Below are 20,211 nucleotides of genomic sequence, written 5' to 3'. Positions count from 1 at the left end.
CATCCGTGCTATTTTTAAAGTGAACTTTTTTTGATTTACCAAAATGAAGTTTCTCGACTGCCTGAAAAGCTCTGGTTGCAAGCTTTTGTGCTTCGAAACTTCCAATGTGTTCTTTAAACTTCCTTTGAACAGACTTCACAAAGCTATGTATTCCATATTCTGAAAAGCCATAATTTAACCGAATAGTTGAAAGGTGACTATCACGGTCTTTACACTTAGGTTTTTTAAGGAGTCTACGGTATTCTTTATCCGACTTTACTGCTTTATGTCGTTTTAAAGCTTCACCTAGGCAAGAATTATATACAGCTCTAGCAATCTTAAACTTTTTTTCCAAGCGATGTTGTTGCCAACTAGGAATGTGCAAAGAAAATTCGATTGTATAAGTCGGTTTCGCATTTCTTACCATAGGTTTTCACTCCTCACTAGTTCCTTTTCTTTAGATTTTCAACGTATCTTTTAATAGTTTCGGTTGAAACATTGCCAGCAGTGGATACAAAAAACGAACGTGCCCAAAGGCTTTGAAAATGCTGAAGGTGAGGGAATTCCTCTCTTAGTTTCTTGGAAGTGAATCCCTTGATTTTTGCCATGATGTCCGAAGGAGTTCGTATAGGAGTATAGGTAGCGTATTTAGAAACATATGTGTATGGTCCTTGTCGCATTCAATAGCAATAATTTGTACTTCCAATTCTACACACACTTCTTGCACCAGCTCTTTGAAACGTTTTTCTACATCTGTCTGAAGAAAAATCTTCCTTCTATAACCAGGACTGAAAACAAAATGATAGTTTAATAACGAAACGGTTGTTTTGGTTTTTCTATATTCATTCATATATACAATTTTATAAGTATAATAAAAAAAGCGCAACTAACATGCCATAAATGTTGAAATATTCAAATACTTGAAGCGCCACAAACCTTCAGGTTTATAAGTGGTACTCCGTATTTGACCTCACTATCATCCCACACCTAAAGGAGTGGGCTTTCTCGTTCGGAAAATCTGTAAATTAAACAAAATTTAATATTTTTATATCAACTTGGTCAATCAGTCCTATTTGTTTATTGAAGTTCCAAAGCTTAATTTTCGACGTTTCCTCATTCTCAACAAAAGGCTGCAGCTTATCTACATTAGTCATGTAGACTGGATTATATTTGACTTGACCATTTCTACTATTTTTCACTTGTAACAGGCCTTGGAATGTCATATCTAATACAACTTGTCCTGTTTCTTCATAGAGTTCTCTGATAGCACACTCTTTAGATGTCTCACCTTTTTCCCTGCGCCCTGCCGGTAGTTCCCATTGCTTTCTCAAAGTGTTATAACACAAAAGATAATTACCATCACAATTGATAACTGCAAATGATCCGGCAACAGGCTGTAGTAATCCTGGCATTCTTTCTTCAGTCATACGGATGAAATCAAGAAATTGAAAACCATTGTTCTTGGTACTGTACAATTCGATAACCTCCAACTTATTAAGTGAATTTGGTTAACTTTCGAGCTTTAAGGGTAAAGTTTTGTATAAAGGTGTACGAATTATGATTCTACTGAAACTTAATGATTCACCAAAACGTAACATCAGTAGCAACGAAAGGAGTTTTGTTGATGTTAGACAAATTTTTAAAGAAGGTAAAGCAGTATAGTGGTAGTAGTGGAAAAAGAAAGCACAAGGGATATCGTCGCAGTTCAAGTGACCGGAAATTCAGTCGTTCAAGTAGCAGCGGTCACCGCAAGGGTTCTCCATTCGAAGGTAGTAGCCGTTATAAACGAAAAGGCAGAAGAAGCAGCTAAAAACTAATTGCTTATGGATTCAATTGCTTGGTTAACATCGTGCAGGACATCTGAAGTATATGTATAAGATTCGTCAACACCAAGCAAATTCTTCAACAATTGACTAGTTCGTTCGTGAATGGAGAGCTCTTCTGTCCATGGACGACCTTTTTTTATTGTGGAATTGTAACTGGAATAGAGTAAAAACAAAAGCAAATCTCCTAGGTCAAAGAAATCTTCCATTGGGAGAGAATCCTTATTCTTAACAGAACAGGGTTCAGATAGTCCAAAGTCAATGATGCATGGCTCACCATTCCTAATCATAACGTTAGGAATTCTAAGGTCTCCATGGATAATCCCTTTCGTGTGGATGTACGAAACAATGTGCAACAAGTCCCTGATTAAGACAAGTGATTCTTTTTCATTAAACCGCTTCTTTTTTGAAAAAATCAGATCCTCCAAATTCTCCCCTTCAATATATTCCATGGAAAATAAGTTATTGTTTTCAAATGTAAATCGCTCATAAAAACGGGGGATATTCGGATGACTTAATTGCTCAAGTATTTCCGTCTCTGTTTGGTATTGTTTACGGATTAAAGTCTTCTTTTTACTTTTCGTCATTTGTTTGACCACACAAAGTTGTTTTTCTTCCACGTTTTCACAAAGGTAGGTCATTCCATAGCTTCCCATTCCAAGGACTGCTTTTACTTTGTACTTATCGTAGATTGTTTCATTCTCTCCATATTGGTGGTCAGTAAAGCCTCTAAGTACTCTTTTAAATAGTTTTAAAAATTGCATATAATGGCCTCCACTTCTATTGTACTTCGCTAAAATATTACTTTTCAGTATGTCTTTCATAGATTACATATGAATATATTCTGGAAATGATGGGAATAAGTCCAGCAGCTGACAATAGTTTCATTGGTCCTTCGGCAACTATTGCCCATGTGATGGCCAAAGCGATGATTACTAGTATGATAATGTTACCTGAGAAGCCATTGATCGGTTGATTAGTTAGAAAGAGACTTTTAGCACCTTTTAAATCTTTGGAATAGCATTCCTCATGATAAGGTACGACTTCAAAAAATATCGTTGCTGTTACTAAATCATCCCTAACCTTTATTTCTAAAAGACACTTGTCACAATAAACAGCTTTAGACAATGTTCGCACCCCTTTTCAGTCGATAAACATACGATTTCACTATCTGTTTTGTTTCAATTATTTTTGAATTCTTATTTTTGTATACCTGAAAAGATGCACCCTCCTACACTATAATAAATAACCCAGCTCAATTCCCATTCACATGTGACGTCCAATAATTATGTAATTGTTTTGATTTTACCATAAATTGATTTAAACTTTTAATTCTAATTAAAAAACATACAGCCCTAGTCCAGATTTAAACCATAGATTAATCCCTCTTTTCCTATTATAATGGAATGATTGGGAGATTAGATCGCACGAGGAAATAGGTTCTTAATCCCTTACTACATATTCGGAGGTCAACTGTGAAACAGATATTATCTTTTTTGAAACCTTATAAACTCCCGATTTGGGTTGCGTATACATTTACGATGATTGAACTTGCTACAGAGCTTCTACTTCCCTTCTTTTTAGGGATGATGATTAATGAAGGCGTAATGAATAAAGATATTGGTAATATTGTGATGTGGGGCAGCATTATGATTGGGCTTGCTTTTGCTGCATTTTTTGCAGGGATTTTCAATTCTTTCTATGCGTCACACACAAGTTATGGATTTGGGTATGATATTCGCGAGAAGCTATTCAAAAAGGTTCAAGAATTCTCATTTCGAAATCTAAATCAGTACCCGACATCTGTTTTGATGACACGGTTTACAAATGACGTGCGGCAGATGCAGAATACAATCTTTATGGGACTTCGCATTATGGTAAAGGCACCGTTAATTGTTCTTGGTGGTGTAGTGATGGCTTTTATTGTAAACGCGAAGCTTGCACTTATTTTTTTAATTACTGTTCCTTTGCTTATTTTCTTTTTATTTTGGGTACTCAAACGTGCGAGTAGCTTGTTCAATAGTGTGCAGCAGCGTGTTGACAATGTTAACCGTGTGATGCAAGAAAACTTGGCTGGCATGCGCTTAATTAAGGCATTTTTACGTCGTAATCATGAAGAAAATCGCTTCATGAAAGCAAACAAATATTTAGCAATGAAGACACGCTATACGTTTCGTTTCGTAGAGTCTTCCATGCCTGTACTTTTGTTTGTTATGAACCTAAGCTTGATCTCAATTCTTTGGTTCGGTAATAACCAGGTCCTTGCTGGTGAGTCATCTGTTGGTGATATTGTCGCGATTGTAAACTACGCCTTACGTGTCTCGATGGCAATTTCGATGTTCACCTTTATTACACTTGCTTTTTCCAGAGCTAAAGCTTCTGCTACAAGGCTAAGTGAGGTATTGAGTGTGAAAGTTGATCTGTACGAGTCTGATCAAGCCGAAACTGGTGCACTTGTTACTGAAGGAAAAATTGATATGGATGCTGTGAGTTTTGCTTACAACAAAGAAGATGCAAAAGTTATAAAAGACATAACTTTTTCCATAAATAGTGGTGAATCAATCGCTATAATTGGTGCAACTGGCGCTGGTAAGACGTCGTTATTCCAGTTACTTCCGCGTCTCTATAATGTGACTAGTGGTGTTATTTCAATTGATGATAAGCCGATAACTTCCTATACATTGGATCATCTGCGGCGGGCGATTGGCTATGTACCACAAAGTCCCTTACTGTTCAGTGGATCTGTATTTGACAACATAGCCTGGGGTAAAGAAAAAGCCACTAGAGAAGAAGTAATACAGGCTGCCCGTGACGCACAAATCCATGAAACGATAATGGAATTGCCTAATGGATATGATACAAAGATCGGCCAAAAAGGTGTCAATCTATCTGGTGGTCAGAAGCAGCGCCTTTCAATAGCGAGAGCATTGATTCGTCGTCCGAAAATTTTAATGCTGGATGATTGTACGAGTGCACTTGATTTAGAAACAGAATCGAGATTACTCGATGCAATTAGACAGGATAAGTGTACAACCTTGATGATAACGCAAAAGATTACGACAGCGATGGATGCGGATCGTATTTTGTTGATGGATCGTGGCCAGATTCTTGTAAGTGGTACGCACGAAGAATTGCTTAAGGATTCAAACCTTTACCGTAAAATTGTAGAATCACAGTTTGGAAAGGAGTATCTATATGTCAATTAGTCAACTAAAAGAACCTTTCCAGCATGAACGGATTCCACTTGATAACGTTGAAAGTAAGAAGACTAAAAAAGCTCGCAATACAGCAGGAACTATTAAGCGAATCTGGTCGTATTTAATTCGGGAAAAAGGTGCATTGAGTCTCGTCATTCTAGCGGTTGTAATGAGTTCGGGCCTTGCTCTACTTGGCCCATATTTAGTCGGGACTGCGATTGATGATTATATTGTGACAAAAAGCAGTTCTGGACTAGGCATGCTGCTGGTTTGGCTCGTTATGATTTATCTGTTCCATTCTCTTTCAATTTTCCTGCAAAATTACTGGATGGTTGGGATCGCCCAGAACACTGTTTTTTCTTTGAGAGGAGATTTGTTTAAGCAATTTCACCGTCTGCCTATATCTTATTTTGATAAAAGGCAGCACGGAGAATTAATGAGTAGGATTACGAACGATATTGATAATATTAACAACACATTGAACCAGTCCGTCATTCAGATTTTCTCAAGTATCTTAACGCTTGTCGGAACTGTTGTCGTCATGCTGATTCTAAGTCCATTGCTTACTCTTGTAACAATGACGATTATTCCGCTGATGTATGTCGGGATGAAATGGATCACCAAACGTACTGGTCCACTGTATAAATTGCAGCAAAAGGATTTGGGAGAATTAAACGGTTATGTTGAAGAGACTGTTTCCGGGCAACATGTCGTAAAGACGTTTTCTCAAGAGGAACGCGTGATAGGAGAGTTTGAAGAACGTAATAAAAAACTTCGTCATACAGGCTTCTGGGCGATGACCATCTCCGGTTTCATTCCCAAAGTTATGAATATGTTAAATTTCCTAAGCTTTGCCCTGATTGCTTTGGTAGGGGGAATTCTTGCCGTCCAGAATATCGTTACTGTTGGGGTAATTGTTATTTTTACCGAGTATGCACGCCAGTTCACACGGCCATTAAATGAACTTTCCAACCAGTTTAATATACTATTGTCGGCAGTTGCTGGGGCTGAACGGGTTTTTAATGTGATGGATGAAAGCCAGGAAGAAACCGATGAACGAACTGCTAAAGAATTGTCCAAAACTACTGGTCATGTGCAGTTTGCAGATGTTTCGTTTGCTTATGAAGCCACACCCATTTTAAACCATATTTCATTCGAAGCTAATCCTGGTGAAACTGTAGCATTTGTTGGCCACACTGGTGCTGGAAAAACAACAATCATCAATTTAATTGCCCGGTTTTATAATTATGACACGGGGAAAATAACACTTGATGGCGTGGATATTAAGAATATCAAAAGATCCAGTCTGCGTCAGCATATGGCATTTGTCCTGCAGGATTCCTTTTTGTTCAAAGGAACGATTATGGAAAACATTCGCTACGGTAGGCTTGATGCGACAGATGCTGAAGTAATTGAAGCCGCCAAAAATGCCAATGCCTTTGAATTTATTTCAATTATGCCTCACGAATTTGAGACCGTATTAGATCAGGAAGGCAGTGGTATCAGCCAGGGTCAGAAGCAGCTTTTAACCATTGCCCGGGCGCTGTTGGCTAATCCGTCGATTTTAATCCTGGATGAAGCAACAAGTAATATCGACACCATTACGGAAGTTACCATTCAGGATGCACTAAAACGGCTGATGCATGGCAGAACAAGTTTTGTTATCGCTCATCGACTCAACACCATTCAGGAAGCAGACAAAATCATCATGCTTGAGCATGGGTCAATTATCGAACAAGGCAGCCATAGTGAATTAATAAAGAAAAAAGGGCATTACCACAACCTGTTCCAAGGACAACTAACCTAAGCCATGAAAATAAAATAATTACATGATAAAATAGAGGTGGTGCCTGGCACATTTTCCAGTTACTTCCAAATTAAATTGAGGTGAGTCTTTATGGGTAGAAATGGTACGATGGTTGAAGAGGAAATTGATAGTAAGTTTTTAGGTGAGGTTATGACGCTGAAGATTTATCAGCCTGAGTCGTTTTCTCCTTTGTATAAGTATCATGTTTGTATTATGCAGGATGGTAATGATTATTATCAGCTTGGCCGTGCTGCAACTTTAAGTGATCGTTTACACGAGAAGGAAGAAATCGAGAACACTGTATTTGTAGGCATTCATTACAATGACAAATATGATCGCAAGGAAAAGTATCACCCAAGTGGGGAGAAGCAGCAAGCTTATATTAAATTTCTTGTTTATGAAGTAGTACCCCTTCTCGACGACCTGCTCCCAACTTACCATATGGGACAATCCCGTACATTGATGGGAGATTCCTTAGCAGGTACTCTGGCATTGATGACTGCCTTACGTTTTCCGCATACATTTGGAAACGTTATTATGCAATCTCCTTATGTAGACGAAACAGTCATGGAAGCTGTAAGGAATTCCAAGGATATTCATTCAATGGACATTTACCATACAATTGGCCTTGAAGAAACAGAAGTGGATACCACAGCTGGAACGAAAGAGGACTTCCTTACACCAAATCGAGAATTGAATAGACTTTTGACAGATAAAGGCATGAGCTATATATATCACGAGTTAGAGGGAGAACATACATGGAAAGCATGGCAAAAAGATCTAAAACGCGCTTTAACGTCTATGTTTAATTAATTTTTAGAAAAATGTAACAAAATATTTTCTATTTTACTGTATTTTTTGCTATAATAAAGAGTAAACCATATCAGAATCCAACACAACAATGATTGGAAGATTTGATCAATAGTAATAGTCGCAAAATACACTTAGGAGGTTTTATTATGAAATACGGTATTGCAATATTTCCATCGAAGCCTATCCAAGATAAAGCAAACTCATACAGAAAGCGTTATGATCCGCATTATGCGTTGATTCCGCCACATATCACGTTAAAGGAATCCTTTGAAGCAGACGACGATAAGATCCGTGAAATTATTCCTGAGTTAAGAAAAATAGCAAAAAATACTTCACCATTGAAACTTAACATCAATAAAGTAAGTACCTTTGCACCTGTAACAAATACAATCTATATGAAGGTAGAAGCTACACAGGCGGTAATTGATTTACATGAAAAATTACAGTCAGGTGAGCTTCCTGAAAATAAGGAATATGGATTTGTGCCCCATATAACTATTGCACAAAAATTGTCCGACCAGGAATATGCTGATGTGTATGGCAGCCTAACAATGAAAGACATTCAGTTGGAAGACAAGGTTGATCGTTTCCAACTTATGTATCAGCTTGAAAATGGATCGTGGACCGTTTATGAATCATTTTTGTTTGGGAAAGATGACTAGTGGATATTAAAATTGTAAAAACAAAACAAGAGCTTGAACAGGCTTATCATGTTCGTACAATCGTGTTTGTGAATGAACAAAACGTTTCCCCTGAGGATGAGCTTGATCAATATGATGAAAGTGCTATTCACTTCGTCGGCTTAATAGATAGTGCTCCCGTCGCTGCCAGCAGATTGCGTTTCGTTGATATCTATGGAAAATTGGAACGTATTTGTGTACTAGCCTCAGAACGGGGTAAATCATATGGAAAACGTATCATGCAACGAATGGAAGAAGAAATCAAGGAAAATGGTTACAGTAAAGCCAAGCTAAATGCACAAACACATGCAGAGGATTTTTACAGGCAGCTTGGTTATGAAACAGTCTCTGGAGAATTTATGGACGCCGGTATTCCCCATGTAACCATGATCAAAGAATTGTAATAGTTACTTAGTAGAAATGTCAGTTTGTTGGACTTTACAGTCTGCAGGCTGACATTTTTTTGCATGTATTTTTTCATTAAGGTTAAGCTAACATGGAGTTTGTGAAGGGGTTGTTGTGAGATGGACTTTTTACTTCCCTTGTTCAGGGAATCAGTATTCGGGTTCTTTGCCTTATTTGTGTTAGTAAAAATACTTGGAAAAACACAAATTACACAGCTGACACCATTTGATTTTGTGGCTGCTCTTGTTCTTGGGGAACTGGTTGGAAGTGCATTATTTGATGACAATACTGGTATTATTAAAATTGGTTTTGCTGTTTTAATATGGGGGGTAATGATTTATGTAACTGAAATTATCACTCAGAAGTTCAAGGGTACACGTGGACTATTAGAAGGTAGACCTACCATTATTATTCATCAAGGGAACCTAATTAGGGATGAAATGAAGGAAAGTAAATTAGATGTTAATCAGCTTCAGCATATGTTGCGGTCAAAGGGTGTTTTTTCAATGAAAGAGGTTGAATATGCAGTTTTGGAAACAGATGGATCAGTTTCTGTTTTGAAAAAGTCAGATTATCAGCCACCAACTAAAAAGGATTTAAACGTTAAGTCAGAACCTGTACAGCTACCCATTACTCTAGTAAATGACGGTGAAATTATTTGGGATAATTTAAAAGAAGCGAACCTTACTGAAAAATGGCTTGAGGATGAGTTGAGGATTCAGGATGTAGAAACAGTTAAAGACGTGTTTTACGCAGAGTGGGTTGAAGGGGAGGAATTATTTGTCCTGCCATTTACTAAAAGGAAAAGTTAATAGTCTGTGTACTTAAAAAATCCTCCAGCCTTTATGGTTGAAGGATTTTAATTAGAAGTTTAGTGCTCTTTAAACTTCATAGTTGATGCAAACTGCGACGTAACTTCTGCTACAGTATCTTCCGTCGCGGGCCAGGAATCTTCCGTTATCCGAGAATATCTTCCGTCGCGGGCCGTTAATCTTCCGTTATCCGAGAATATCTTCCGTCGCAGGCCGGGAATCTTCCGTTATCCGAGAATATCTTCCGTCGCAAGCCGGAAATCTTCCGTTATCCGAGAATATCTTCCGTCGCAGCCCGGGAATCTTCCGTTATCCGAGAATATCGTCCGTCGCGGGCCGGGAATCTTCCATTACCCGAGAATATCGTCCGTCGCGGGCCGGGAATCTTCCGTTATCCGAGAATAGCTCATACGTCGCAGTTTATACATTTTATGTCCTAAACACAATCTTTGAAAACAGTCTAAGTCAGTATGCTCATTTTACTTTATACTGTTGCTTTTTCTACTCGTACAGTTTTTAAAGCACCGCTCCATGCAATTACCTGATCAAGCAGTTGATTAGCATTAGTCACATGATAGTCTGCAGGCTTGAATTCACTGAAGTTTACAAAATCTGTCATAAGCGAGAATGTCACCGCTGTACGAACATCTGCAACCTGAAGCTCACCTAAAATAAGGCGTAGATTTTCAATTGCACGCGCACCACCCAAGCTACCATATGATACAAAGCCAGCAGCTTTATTATTCACTTCAGGATTCAAATAATCAAGTGCATTTTTTAGTACAGCTGATGGTGCATGATTGTATTCTGGTGTAACAAAAATGTATCCATCAAATGATGCCATTTTTTCTGACCATGCCTTGGCACTTGCTGCTACATTTTCCTGTTCTGCCTCAGGAACTGCTGCTCCTAAAAATGGCAGATTATAGTTTACAAGATCAACGACCTCATACTCCACATTATCATTGCGTTTTGTTGCGAAGTCATATGTCCAATTTGCTACCGCTTCCCCATTTCTACCTTGACGCGTGCTTCCAATTATAATTCCTACTTTTAACATTATGATTCCTCCTAGTTGTTGTTTATTATATATACAGTTTTTGTTATATCAACTTTTGCGGCTACTATCTAACAGTCTATCACCCCCAAAACTGCCCCTGTAAAAACATCATAATCCCTGCGCGTGATACCCTAATTTTTTTAACTGGTCGATCATCAGCTCTTTTTCATCTGAATCCAAACCGCCTAGTATTTCATTCATTGCGTTAACATGCTTCGGAAAAATTTCATCCATTAGTTCACTTCCGTTGTCGCTAATTGCTGCATATGTTACCCGACGGTCATTCGGACAGGCCTTTCGCTCCAGGTAATCCTTTTTTTCTAATTTATCAACTACGTACGTAATGCTGCTGCTTGCAAGCAAAATTTTTTGTCCGATTCGCTGGATTGGTTGCTGCCCTTTATGATATAACAATTCCAGCACAGAAAACTCCGTTAAATTTAACCCATGACTTTTTATATCTTTAACGATCTGCTTCTCAATGGATTGCAATGCCCGTGTTAAAACAACAAATAATTTCAACGTATTCTCACTGTTTTTAGTGAGCTCGTCTGATGTATTCACCATGTCATCAATCCCTCATTATCAGTTTCAATTTATTCCTTTTTAAAGTCAATTGTACTTCTCACTGTATCAATGGGACGAACTAATTTTTCAATCTCGTCACGTTGCGGTTCCAACATCGGAGGAAGTGACAGGATCTCTCCTAGTGTTTCATAGGATTCGTCCCCCATAAAACCAGGCCCATCTGTTGCGAATTCAAATAAGATTTGCGGTGCAACATTTACATATAATGAACCGAAGAAATGACGATTTACAAAGCCAGAAGTCCGAAACTGGAAGCTTTCCATATGTGTAATCCATTCTTCTAATACTGAACGATCCTCAACGCGAAATGCTGTATGGTGAACAGTTCCAAAACCTTGACGTGCTTGTGGCATAACGGCATTATATTCAACAACAACCTGTGCGCCACTTCCCCCCTCACCTACTTCAAATAAGTGAAATGATCCTTCCTTTGCTATTTCTTTAAATAACAAAACTCTTTCCATCATTTCTTTAAAATAATCAAAGTTTGCGATTCGAACAAAGATCGGCCCAAGCCCAGTTATTGCATAGTCTAACGGTATTGGTCCCTTCTGCCATGGTGTACCTGCTGAGACACCTTCATTCTTTTCATCAGAAATTAATTGGTAGTTTTGGTCGTCAAAGTCAACAAAGGACAGTACCTTTTTTCCAAACTGTTCTTTGATACCCACATGCTTTACTTCCAAACGATCAAAGCGCTTCACCCAATAATCCAGTGCTTCATCACTAGGTACACGGAATGATGTTTTGGAAATTTCATTCGTACCATGCGTCCCTTTTGGAATGCCAAGGAAATCAAAAAATGTCATGTCTGTACCAGGGCTACCTGTATCATCGGCAAAAAACAGGTGATAGGTTTGGATATCATCCTGGTTAACCGTTTTTTTCACAAGACGCATACCCAGTACATATGTGAAAAACTCATAATTCTTTTCAGCACTGCTCGTGATTGCTGTTACATGATGTATTCCTTTTAATCCGTTCATTTTAATATACCTCCAACTTACATATAATCTAAATATGTCTCAGTTTAATATATCTTTAATTCGAGATAAATGTTACTACGATTTTCATTACATGTCAATTAACAGGTATTATGAAAATAAAACTAGGGCGAACCTTATTGGATTAGCCCTAGTTTCCAGCAAATTTATTGGCTTTCGAGCCTTGCTTCTAATAGTGAGATGAAATTTTCACGTGGTAACAGTCACTCTTTTTTTTCATTAGTCTCTTCGTCTGTTTCTATATCAGTAGCTCGTTGCGTTAAGTCCATTTCTTCGCCAAACTCTGTGCCATAACTTACATTGTTGGTATTGATATTTCTATCACTTTTTATGTCTTTTGTTGTTTCTGCCATCGGTTCAAATAGCATCGTAAGACAATACAAGCCACTTAAACCGACAAGCGTATAAATCACGCGAGATAATGCAGCGTCTTGTCCACCAAAAATTGCTGCCACTAAATCAAATTGAAATAAGCCAATCAATCCCCAGTTAACAGCACCAATTATAACTAAGGTTAATGCAATCCGTTTTATAGTTGTCATTTGTATTACACCTCCACAAAATCAGGAAGAACCAAAGCCCCTCCTGTCAGAATCATTACTGACGATGTTCGACCAAATCAATAGCCCCTAATACCACATGTGCTAGGCCAAAGCCTATAATCGAACCCCTTACCATTGGTTGTATTCTTCTATTTTTACGTAACGCTAGACCCGTTGATGTTACTGCTGTTCCAAGAATTGCTGGAATCAACCCCTCACGAACACCTTCCATAAAAACATCCCTCCAAGTAGTATAGTTCACAGTCACCTTATCTTTTGCATTAAACACGTTTATCATACAGGTAAAAAATCGGTACTAAGCTATATTTGCTTAATACCGATTTTTAAGATAAAACTTATACAGATGGACGGTTTGGCCCATTCAATTTTTTATTACCCTTTTTCAGTGATTTTCCGTTTAGTTCTTCTTTACTTTTATTTTTTAACTTTGATTCTTTATCCTTGCTCAATTCTAACACCCTCCTTCTTACCTTTAGTTTGCCAACTTTTTGTAAAAAAATAAGTGTTAGTCTATTTGAATTCAAAATTCCATCCATCAGGGTAGAGAGGTTTTCGTACTGACCGGTAAATCTGTTTATGACTTCCTTCCTTGAATCCAGTTACTTTTATTTCGTAAACAACTTCGTCAGCTGCACCACCGGTTACTTCGACAACGATACTTCTCATATTTCCATCTTCCGCAAATGTATAGCCAGAAGTGACTAACCGATTTCCAGTGTCACTAAGGTTGTTAACATCACTAACATATTTAGAAAAAAAGGATTTGCCTCGTTCTTTTCCATATGACCAAACTTCTTTTACTGTCATTTCTTCCGTGTTAATCCGATATTGTACACCACGACTATATTCTTCGCTAACGCTTTCGTCTCCTCTGGTAACCGCGATATTGTTGTCAAAAACCAGGATATCCTTTGTAGCTTCATTTTTATCCTGATCAGGTAATACCTTCACTGAATGCGGACCGCCAGGAAATTTGAAATTATCACCAATAGGGTCAAGTAAATATTTTTGATATTCTTTTGGCCACCCCTCATGCGCCGCTAGAATATATTCGATATTACCTTTAGGATAACTCATCTCCATAACTAAGCTTTGGTGTCGTCCAGAAACTAAAATGTCCTCTTCGGATTCATCATACCAAATAGAATTATGGTGAAACCAATCACCATCATCTGCTGAAGGTCCATCATATTCTTTGTAAAAACTTGTTGGCAAAATATTTCTCATATTAAGCTGATCGACTAACTCACCAGTTTCACGGTCAATTTCAATCATTTCGTCTTCAATATATTGTGATCCGTCATGAGTGGTAGCTAAGATATTTCCGTTTGGTAATTCGATTGCATCATGATGAATAATACCCCACCCATCATAATTACTGACAGTCACTAAATATGAATGAAAAACCTGACCTAACATATCCATTTCAAGCAATAAATTGTACTTGTTAGTTTTTTCCGTTAGGTACAGAAGATTGTTGTTCTCCATTCTTTTAAATACATGACTATTTGGTAATTTCGAATACCAGCGAACATCACCGTTGCTGTCTACGGCATATGGTGACTCACTGCTTGGGATAAGAAATGTAAGGCCATTTTCCATCTTTTTAGGGTTGGATTTAATCAGTTCTGTTTTAAGAAATTCTTCAGGAAGTGGCTCCGTAGTAATAGTCAGCTCTTTTTCTGTAACCTTTCCCTTTTTTGTCTTTCCTTTAATAATTACAGTATTTTCATAATCAGGATACAGGCCAAGAACAGGAACATCATGTGTAGTTCTGTATCCTGATAATTTTTTTGTTATATTAGCTGGTTTCTCTTTACCTTTAACGGTAATCGTTATTTCTGTTGGTTTTGTTGTCTCAAATTTAAGTAGTGCTGTTAATGGGGCAACACCGTATGGATCCGGTATAATTAACGGATCACGAAAGTTGTAGTCACGCTGATTATATGTAGTCTTTATAACTCGTTCTAACGACTCTTGTTCTTTAATCAACTCATTATCTGATGATACGGTGCGTTTCCCCTCAGAACTCTGCTCGTCATTTTCTACGACATACACAGCTATCGAAACCCCGATCACAATACAAACAGCTATTATGCTTATTAAAACCTTTTTCATTGTGCTTCCTCCACCTTACCTAATTATAAATACTTATTCCCAGTAAATTTTCTGGATAAAATTATAAGTACCCATTTTCGGTAAAAAACTAACATGGAAGAAAATTTCCTATTAAGATTATCAGTTAGAACGAAAACAGACCATTCCAGAAGAAGTCGATGATTTTCTCTGCTGTTTCCTCTGTTGTTGTGAAGATTGGCTGGTCATCTTTAGTCCTGTGGTTTCCAACCTTTAACAATGCTAAGTAAGCTTGTGCTGCAAAGGATGGGTTTATTTCAGGAATTTGTTTTTTCGCAATTGCATCAACAAATGCTTGTTCAATTGCTTTGTACATGTCCTCCTCTGCCTGCTGCATTCTTTTTAATTGTTCAGACGATAGTGCATTTTTTGACCCTTTCATAAACCCTTCTATATCAACGTCGACAGTTGCTTTCAAGTGCGCTTTGGTAATATTCAACAGACGTTGGCGCAATGGCGATTCTTCCTGAAGCATGGCATGCATTTTTTCACGTATACGGTCCATCATTTTTACCATTGTTTCTGTAAATAATTCTGATTTACTATCATAGTAATAATAGACAGTCGCTTTTGTTACATTACACATCCTGGCAACGTCATCAACCGAAACATTTTGATAGCTATTTTCTAAAAAAAGGCGGGAAGCTGCCTGTAGAATAATTTCATTTGTTGGTTGTTCCAAGTCCTTTGAACGTGGTCTCCCTAGCGTACGATTATGTTTAGCCTTCAACTTATTCTCCCCTTGTCCATTACTTTTCAAGTTATTATATCATACCTTGTGTTCAGATTTGGATCGATAATTGTTGATAATTAACTGACCAGTATATATAATTATTTAAGAAGATTACATAACTACTTACCACCTGGAGAGGAAGATTTAATGAACAGTTTTTTAACAAAATGGGGAAAGATAGTCGCTGGCTCAAAAAGCCGTTTTGCAACACTTGTAGTTTGGACTTTGGTAATTGGAATTTTAACTTCCATCTGGCCACAGGTAAACAACGAGGAAACATCATCAACTAACTTGCTCCCTGAGAATGCAATGTCTGTTGAGGCAGCAAAAATTGTAAAAGAACAATTTCCAAATAAAACTGGTACCCCATTAATTATGGTGTGGTATCGTGATGGTGGGTTAACGGAAGCTGATTATCAAACTGTGCAATCTGTTTACAAACAAATTAAAAAAGACCCACTTGAACGACAATCATTGGTTCCTGAATTAGGTACTATTCCAATCAGTGCATTAGAGAAATCCGCGTCCGCTGATGGTGCCGCACTAACAACACCCGTATTTTTCAAACAGGATACATCAGTAGAATCTCTGCAGCAGTCACTGGATAATTTGCAAGAAAAAGTAATCAATTCAGCAACTAACAATCCGTTTAATAAAGAAATTACAAAGGACGGATTACATGTACGTTTTACAGGACCCATTGGGATTCAGACGGATGCTACCGAATTGTTTAGCCAAGCAGACATTACATTACTGATGACTACCGTTTTACTTGTATTGGTATTGCTTATCGTTTTATACAGATCCCCTATTCTGGCTATTGTTCCATTAATCAGTGTAGGAATTGCTTACGGCCTAATTAGTCCAGTCCTAGGTTTTATGGCGAGTCAAGGCTGGATTGAAGTCGACGCTCAAGCAATATCGATTATGACTGTACTCTTGTTTGGAGCTGGAACGGACTATTGTCTATTCCTTATTTCAAGATACCGTGATGAATTACAGCTTGAGGTTAATAAATATACTGCTCTGCAAAAGGCCATAGCGCATTCAGGCAGTGCAATTATGATGAGTGCCTTAACAACTGTACTCGGACTGATCACATTGTCTCTAGCACAATATGCTTCATACGATCGATTTGCCGTCCCATTTAGCCTAGCAATATTTATAATGGGCATTGCTGTTCTAACTTTCCTGCCGTCTATTTTAGCTATGCTTGGCAGAGCAGCCTTTTTTCCTTTTATTCCACGTACCGAAACGATGACACAGGATTTAGAGAAAAAGAGAGGGAAGCCTGTTCGTCGACAAAAAAGCCGAAGCAGGTTCAGCAAAACTGTTGGACGTTTAGTAACAGAAAAACCGTGGCCCATTATCATTATATGTACCATTTTCCTAGGTGGATTCGCGTTGGTTGTACCTAAAATAGAATTTACGTACGGCGTACTAGATTCGTTTCCAGAGGATATGCCCTCACGTGAAGGCTTTTCAATTATTGCAAATCATTATCCACCAGGTACGATTGCACCAGTCCAGGTGATTGTTGATACAGAAGACGCAGATGTGCAGCTAAATGAAGACCTGTCCTCGCTTAACGTTGTAGAAAGCGTCAGTGAACCGAGAACAGGAGAAATAATTCAAAGTTATCAATCCTATGAACTAACACTTGCTATTGATCCTTATTCAGCAAAAGCTGTTGATAAAATTCCGGTAATAAAAACGATTATAGAGGAAAAACTTGAGCAGGCAGGCATAAAAAATCCGAGTAAACATGTGTGGATTGGAGGGGAAACAGCAGAACTTTATGACACAGAAAAAATAACTAGTCAGGATCAGAACCTAATTATCCCAGTAGTGTTAATCATTATTGCAGCATTATTACTTGCTTACTTACGGTCTATCGTTGCTATGATTTATTTATTGGTAACCGTTGTTTTATCTTACCTGTCCGCATTAGGTTTGGGGTGGTTATTAATCCACTATGGAATGGGAGCATCCGCCATGCAAGGGTTAATTCCACTTTATGCATTTGTATTTCTAGTTGCACTTGGTGAGGATTATAATATATTTATGGTCTCCAGCATATGGAAAAATCGTTTGCATATGTCCATGAAAGAAGCAATTTCAGAGGGTGTCGGTCAAACGAGCGGGGTAATCAGTTCTGCTGGGCTGATATTAGCAGGAACATTTTCAGTTTTGGCAGTCCTGCCACTTCAGGTTCTTGTTCAATTTGGTACCGTAACAGCGATTGGTATTTTGCTAGATACATTTATTGTAAGACCTTTATTAGTTCCAGCTATCACCATGGTGCTTGGAAGGTTTGCATTTTGGCCAGGAAAGCTGTGGAAACAGAAGTAAAATGATTCGTATTAAGAAACTATCGAGGCTAACTGTGCTTGGAATGTGTCAGTTAGTCTCTTTTATTTTTGCCACTCCAAATGCATTATGTTCCCAAAGAATCTCTTCAACCAGTTCTCCTTGAGACTCTTCACAGTCAATAATAAGAATCACTTCGGCATGTTTGCCTTTCAACCTTCGTTTCTGCTTATTAAAGGCCCCTTCAGTAAATAATCTGATAATAAATCCTATACTAAACCCTATTACAGCACTAATAATACCCCAAATAATCGGACCCCAAGCCAGTTTAAACCCGATACTTGTTCCCACGACAGAAAAAGCTGTAGCAAGTGCTACCCCTAGATCTAATAAAGATGTTCCATCTGATCGGTGGATGGTGTCAAAAAGCTTTTTCTTTTCTGTTCGATTATCAAGTGGTACCGCAAATATATTATTCCTTGCGATACCTCTCTTCTCAAGTGTTGCAATTGCCATTTCTAAATAAATGGAATTATCGAATGTTGAGAATAACTGCATCTAATCACTCACTTTTTGTCCTTTTAATAGGTTAAAGTCCGGGTTTTGATAGGTATCTTTTAAAAATCTTCGTTGTTCTTTTTCAAAAAGTTTATTGTTTTCAGCGGTGTTCATATAAGCGTCAAAAATGGAGGATCCATAAAGGGAAGGCAAGAAAAGTAACCACTCCCCATTTAACACGGAAGTCGCCTGATTAATGTCCCCCAAAAACAGAAGAGAAACAGCCTCAAGTACATGTGAAAAATAAAAAAATATCATCGCCCAAACTACAATAAATGGCGCCATAACAATCCGGTGAATATAGAGCTGTCCCAGACCAGGAACAAATAGTGACCATACCGCTGCTAATACAGGATTTCTTTTATCTAAGTAGTTTATTTCCATTGCTCCTAGACTAAATGAGTTAAACCGATGCTCTTCATGTTCAGCTAATATGTATACTTTATTCAAATCTACCGTTGTTCGATGGCTATCCCATATCCCAAATAGATAGACAGGAAGGCAAGGCAATAGCCATCTGGTGTCTAGTACACTTATCACCTTATCTATTTCACCCTGAAACGAATACATAATTGCTAAATTAACATTTGCCTGTAGATTTACAACAACTTCCCAAATAAATAACACGAACCCACGAAGGTACTTTGACAAAAGCATATGACCGAATCCAGGAAATGCTGCGCTCCACCAGGCAATTGTATGCGGGCTTCTAAGGTGGATTTGTGTTGTCCCAAGAATACTAACGTGTGCAACATAGCGTCTTGCGGTATTGTTATTTGTATAATTATTCATTTTCTAAATCTCCTATTTTCATCCTCATACGTAATAGGTTTTCCCAGAAATAACTGTTTATCCATTTGGTTGGTATATAAATTCCCGAGAAACAGAACATATAGACAATATACCTCATTCAAAGGTAGATAATTGCCATGTATACTGTACTCATCGATAATATAATGGAAACAAACGAAAAAGTTTTTAACTTAAAAAAACTCCATTTTTTTGAGAACGTGCTGTTTTCTTATCAATGGTGAATTTTGGTTTTTATCGCGTTTATCCTTGGATTGTTTGGTTGATTATTGTGGATATTGGATGACTTACAAGTTTTTTTGCGATAATTTTAGATGAAATCGGTCTATCTTTGTCTTTGTGGTACTATCCATACCAGCTAACCTATTTTACAGGGAGGATCCACTCGATTGACCTTGCACTAATTCCAGTATTCTATATGGTAGTGTTCCAATTCTTTCAATCATGGAAATCCTATATAACTGTTCTTTTCCTATTGAGTTTGTTTGCGGTTTTTGTTGCTGAACCGATTTTCTCTATGATTAACTTATACGTACTATTAAATTGGAAATTCTTTTACTCAGCCCCAATTTATTTCGCAATCGGAATCATTGTTAAAAGTTTAGTTGACAAGCTTCATAAAGCTAATGTTTAGGCTTGTGGTTACTTGACAACTAAATTTTTAAAGTATAATTCGAATATTATATCGATTGAGTAACCATACTAAGCGTGAATTTAACTTTGGAGAAAAGGAGAGTTACTCTGCAACCAAATCAGTCACAAGCATTAAATCAAATTGCTTAAATTGCTCAGCAATTGTAGGAGCAAGAGGAATTGAGTGCCCAACAACTGCTAAATGGACCTGCTAGTGGTACAAACCACAGTTAGCTCAACGTGAGCAAACTGCTGCACAACAGCTACAACAAATCCAAAAGCTTGTTCAACGATGCCAGC

Annotated in this window: 20 protein-coding genes and 3 pseudogenes; 9 read left to right on the top strand and 14 right to left on the bottom strand. The window is 37.8% G+C overall.

The features are described 5' to 3' along the window. From ACOI1D_RS08405 to ACOI1D_RS08395, 3 genes and pseudogenes are all read right to left on the bottom strand, one after another. Positions 1–406, bottom strand: a pseudogene (locus tag ACOI1D_RS08405) (RNA-guided endonuclease TnpB family protein); the annotation flags it as partial. Positions 407–422: 16 nt separating this feature from the next. After that, positions 423–829 (bottom strand): annotated as a pseudogene (gene tnpA / locus ACOI1D_RS08400) (IS200/IS605 family transposase). Between the two features lie 175 nt (positions 830–1,004). Further along, positions 1,005–1,454: an NUDIX domain-containing protein gene (locus ACOI1D_RS08395; RefSeq protein WP_422500792.1), complete on the bottom strand. Its 450-nt coding sequence runs from the start codon at positions 1,452–1,454 to the stop codon at positions 1,005–1,007. 186 nt (positions 1,455–1,640) lie between these two features. Here ACOI1D_RS08395 and ACOI1D_RS08390 point away from each other — a divergent pair, with 186 nt between their 5' ends. After that, positions 1,641–1,796: a hypothetical protein gene (locus tag ACOI1D_RS08390; protein ID WP_422500790.1), complete on the top strand. Its 156-nt coding sequence runs from the start codon at positions 1,641–1,643 to the stop codon at positions 1,794–1,796. Here the strand turns inward: ACOI1D_RS08390 and ACOI1D_RS08385 are convergent. Further along, positions 1,793–2,566, bottom strand: coding sequence for a protein kinase family protein (locus tag ACOI1D_RS08385; protein WP_422500789.1), 774 nt, complete (start codon positions 2,564–2,566; stop codon positions 1,793–1,795). The genes ACOI1D_RS08390 and ACOI1D_RS08385 overlap by 4 nt on opposite strands. 37 nt (positions 2,567–2,603) lie before the next feature. Further along, positions 2,604–2,930, bottom strand: a complete 327-nt coding sequence (locus ACOI1D_RS08380; RefSeq protein ID WP_422500787.1) for a hypothetical protein — start codon at positions 2,928–2,930, stop codon at positions 2,604–2,606. Positions 2,931–3,277: 347 nt separating this feature from the next. Between ACOI1D_RS08380 and ACOI1D_RS08375 the strand changes: the two genes are divergently transcribed. The 6 genes from ACOI1D_RS08375 (at position 3,278) to ACOI1D_RS08350 (ending at position 9,516) form a co-directional block, all read left to right on the top strand. Beyond that, positions 3,278–5,008: an ABC transporter ATP-binding protein gene (locus tag ACOI1D_RS08375; RefSeq protein WP_422500786.1), complete on the top strand. Its 1,731-nt coding sequence runs from the start codon at positions 3,278–3,280 to the stop codon at positions 5,006–5,008. Continuing rightward, complete coding sequence (locus ACOI1D_RS08370) at positions 4,998–6,806, top strand: ABC transporter ATP-binding protein (protein ID WP_422500797.1); 1,809 nt, start codon at positions 4,998–5,000, stop codon at positions 6,804–6,806. Before ACOI1D_RS08375 ends, ACOI1D_RS08370 begins: the two co-directional genes overlap by 11 nt. 90 nt (positions 6,807–6,896) lie before the next feature. Further along, positions 6,897–7,619: an alpha/beta hydrolase gene (locus ACOI1D_RS08365; RefSeq protein WP_422500784.1), complete on the top strand. Its 723-nt coding sequence runs from the start codon at positions 6,897–6,899 to the stop codon at positions 7,617–7,619. Between the two features lie 146 nt (positions 7,620–7,765). Continuing rightward, positions 7,766–8,281, top strand: a complete 516-nt coding sequence (locus ACOI1D_RS08360; protein WP_422500783.1) for a YjcG family protein — start codon at positions 7,766–7,768, stop codon at positions 8,279–8,281. Continuing rightward, the gene (locus ACOI1D_RS08355) at positions 8,281–8,703 is read left to right on the top strand and encodes a GNAT family N-acetyltransferase (protein ID WP_422500782.1); all 423 of its coding nucleotides are present in this window, start codon (positions 8,281–8,283) and stop codon (positions 8,701–8,703) included. Before ACOI1D_RS08360 ends, ACOI1D_RS08355 begins: the two co-directional genes overlap by 1 nt. Positions 8,704–8,823: 120 nt before the next feature. Further along, complete coding sequence (locus tag ACOI1D_RS08350; RefSeq protein ID WP_422500780.1) at positions 8,824–9,516, top strand: DUF421 domain-containing protein; 693 nt, start codon at positions 8,824–8,826, stop codon at positions 9,514–9,516. A 484-nt stretch (positions 9,517–10,000) separates the two neighbouring features. On the opposite strand, the gene ACOI1D_RS08345 is transcribed toward ACOI1D_RS08350, so the two are convergent. The 7 genes from ACOI1D_RS08345 to ACOI1D_RS08315 form a co-directional block, all read right to left on the bottom strand. Then, positions 10,001–10,576, bottom strand: a complete 576-nt coding sequence (locus ACOI1D_RS08345) for an NADPH-dependent FMN reductase (protein ID WP_422500778.1) — start codon at positions 10,574–10,576, stop codon at positions 10,001–10,003. A 108-nt stretch (positions 10,577–10,684) separates the two neighbouring features. After that, positions 10,685–11,143 (bottom strand): MarR family winged helix-turn-helix transcriptional regulator, encoded by a 459-nt coding sequence (locus ACOI1D_RS08340; protein WP_422500777.1) that lies wholly within the window; start codon positions 11,141–11,143, stop codon positions 10,685–10,687. A gap of 29 nt (positions 11,144–11,172) precedes the next feature. Continuing rightward, positions 11,173–12,150: a ring-cleaving dioxygenase gene (locus ACOI1D_RS08335; RefSeq protein ID WP_422500776.1), complete on the bottom strand. Its 978-nt coding sequence runs from the start codon at positions 12,148–12,150 to the stop codon at positions 11,173–11,175. 221 nt (positions 12,151–12,371) lie between these two features. After that, the gene (locus ACOI1D_RS08330) at positions 12,372–12,710 is read right to left on the bottom strand and encodes a DUF378 domain-containing protein (RefSeq protein WP_422500774.1); all 339 of its coding nucleotides are present in this window, start codon (positions 12,708–12,710) and stop codon (positions 12,372–12,374) included. A gap of 55 nt (positions 12,711–12,765) precedes the next feature. Next, positions 12,766–12,942, bottom strand: a complete 177-nt coding sequence (locus ACOI1D_RS08325) for an asparagine synthase (protein WP_422500773.1) — start codon at positions 12,940–12,942, stop codon at positions 12,766–12,768. A gap of 299 nt (positions 12,943–13,241) precedes the next feature. Then, on the bottom strand, positions 13,242–14,849 hold the full coding sequence (locus tag ACOI1D_RS08320; protein WP_422500772.1) for an aryl-sulfate sulfotransferase: 1,608 nt from the start codon (positions 14,847–14,849) through the stop codon (positions 13,242–13,244). A gap of 124 nt (positions 14,850–14,973) precedes the next feature. Then, positions 14,974–15,597 (bottom strand): TetR/AcrR family transcriptional regulator, encoded by a 624-nt coding sequence (locus tag ACOI1D_RS08315; RefSeq protein ID WP_422500770.1) that lies wholly within the window; start codon positions 15,595–15,597, stop codon positions 14,974–14,976. A gap of 150 nt (positions 15,598–15,747) precedes the next feature. Between ACOI1D_RS08315 and ACOI1D_RS08310 the strand changes: the two genes are divergently transcribed. Further along, positions 15,748–17,952: an MMPL family transporter gene (locus ACOI1D_RS08310; protein WP_422500769.1), complete on the top strand. Its 2,205-nt coding sequence runs from the start codon at positions 15,748–15,750 to the stop codon at positions 17,950–17,952. Between the two features lie 48 nt (positions 17,953–18,000). Here ACOI1D_RS08310 and ACOI1D_RS08305 read toward each other — a convergent pair whose 3' ends face one another. Both ACOI1D_RS08305 and ACOI1D_RS08300 read right to left on the bottom strand, forming a co-directional pair. Next, positions 18,001–18,468 carry a hypothetical protein gene (locus tag ACOI1D_RS08305; RefSeq protein ID WP_422500768.1) on the bottom strand — a complete coding sequence of 156 codons (468 nt, stop codon included), beginning with the start codon at positions 18,466–18,468 and terminating at the stop codon, positions 18,001–18,003. Next, positions 18,469–19,260 carry a hypothetical protein gene (locus tag ACOI1D_RS08300; RefSeq protein WP_422500767.1) on the bottom strand — a complete coding sequence of 264 codons (792 nt, stop codon included), beginning with the start codon at positions 19,258–19,260 and terminating at the stop codon, positions 18,469–18,471. A 319-nt stretch (positions 19,261–19,579) separates the two neighbouring features. On the opposite strand from ACOI1D_RS08300, the pseudogene ACOI1D_RS08295 reads away from it, so the two are divergent. Further along, positions 19,580–19,912, top strand: a pseudogene (locus ACOI1D_RS08295) (CBO0543 family protein); the annotation flags it as partial. Positions 19,913–20,211: the final 299 nt, after the last annotated feature.

The sequence above is a fragment of the Virgibacillus sp. DJP39 genome (genome assembly GCF_049310925.1).
GTDB lineage: Bacteria > Bacillota > Bacilli > Bacillales > Amphibacillaceae > Virgibacillus_F.
The sequence above is the reverse complement of the archived record's forward strand: the minus strand, read 5'-3'. Positions and strand labels throughout refer to the sequence as shown.

Bases quoted from the DNA above. Each gene is read 5' to 3' on its own strand.
- ACOI1D_RS08385 (WP_422500789.1), bottom strand. From the start codon at position 2,566: ATGCAATTTTTAAAACTATTTAAAAGAGTACTTAGAGGCTTTACTGAC.
- ACOI1D_RS08370 (WP_422500797.1), top strand. From the start codon at position 4,998: ATGTCAATTAGTCAACTAAAAGAACCTTTCCAGCATGAACGGATTCCA.
- ACOI1D_RS08365 (WP_422500784.1), top strand. From the start codon at position 6,897: ATGGGTAGAAATGGTACGATGGTTGAAGAGGAAATTGATAGTAAGTTT.
- ACOI1D_RS08360 (WP_422500783.1), top strand. From the start codon at position 7,766: ATGAAATACGGTATTGCAATATTTCCATCGAAGCCTATCCAAGATAAA.
- ACOI1D_RS08350 (WP_422500780.1), top strand. From the start codon at position 8,824: ATGGACTTTTTACTTCCCTTGTTCAGGGAATCAGTATTCGGGTTCTTT.
- ACOI1D_RS08345 (WP_422500778.1), bottom strand. From the start codon at position 10,576: ATGTTAAAAGTAGGAATTATAATTGGAAGCACGCGTCAAGGTAGAAAT.
- ACOI1D_RS08340 (WP_422500777.1), bottom strand. From the start codon at position 11,143: ATGGTGAATACATCAGACGAGCTCACTAAAAACAGTGAGAATACGTTG.
- ACOI1D_RS08335 (WP_422500776.1), bottom strand. From the start codon at position 12,150: ATGAACGGATTAAAAGGAATACATCATGTAACAGCAATCACGAGCAGT.
- ACOI1D_RS08330 (WP_422500774.1), bottom strand. From the start codon at position 12,710: ATGACAACTATAAAACGGATTGCATTAACCTTAGTTATAATTGGTGCT.
- ACOI1D_RS08325 (WP_422500773.1), bottom strand. From the start codon at position 12,942: ATGGAAGGTGTTCGTGAGGGGTTGATTCCAGCAATTCTTGGAACAGCA.
- ACOI1D_RS08320 (WP_422500772.1), bottom strand. From the start codon at position 14,849: ATGAAAAAGGTTTTAATAAGCATAATAGCTGTTTGTATTGTGATCGGG.
- ACOI1D_RS08310 (WP_422500769.1), top strand. From the start codon at position 15,748: ATGAACAGTTTTTTAACAAAATGGGGAAAGATAGTCGCTGGCTCAAAA.
- ACOI1D_RS08305 (WP_422500768.1), bottom strand. From the start codon at position 18,468: ATGCAGTTATTCTCAACATTCGATAATTCCATTTATTTAGAAATGGCA.
- ACOI1D_RS08300 (WP_422500767.1), bottom strand. From the start codon at position 19,260: ATGAATAATTATACAAATAACAATACCGCAAGACGCTATGTTGCACAC.